We start from the raw sequence: 438 nt of genomic DNA, 5'->3' as shown, positions 1-438 counted from the left end.
GCTAAGCCAACCGTCTTCGCAGGGAACCATTCTCCCACCATACGAATACCGATAACAAAACCCGCACCAATAAAGCCACACAAGAAACGGAATAAGGCTAACTGCTCATAAGTTTGAGCTAGAGCAAAACCCCAACAAAGAAACGCCGACACCATCAACAACAAGCTATAAACAGCGCGCGGCCCAAACTTATCCACCAACATCCCGACAACAATACGCGCTGGTATAGTAAGTGCAACGTTAAGGATCAATAACGCCTTCCACTGGGCATTACTCATATCAAATGCTGCCATAATGAAAGGCTTCATTGGCGCATGACTGAACCACATCACGAAGGTCAAAAAGAATGCAAACCAGGTAAAGTGCAATATTTGTGTCGGTCGACTGGAAAAATCCAATAACCTTAATCGAGCTTCAGACATGCGGGGTTCCTTAAAT

General features: G+C 45.2%; 1 protein-coding gene. It reads right to left on the bottom strand.

Annotated elements, in window-relative coordinates:
- On the bottom strand, nucleotides 1-422 hold a 422-nt coding region (locus A3766_RS10185), incomplete at its 3' end, for an MFS transporter (RefSeq protein WP_156508854.1).
- Between the last annotated feature and the right edge of the window lie 16 nt (nucleotides 423-438).

The sequence above is a fragment of the Oleiphilus sp. HI0132 genome, assembly GCF_001635845.1.
This window is presented reverse-complemented; position numbering and strand designations above follow the sequence as displayed.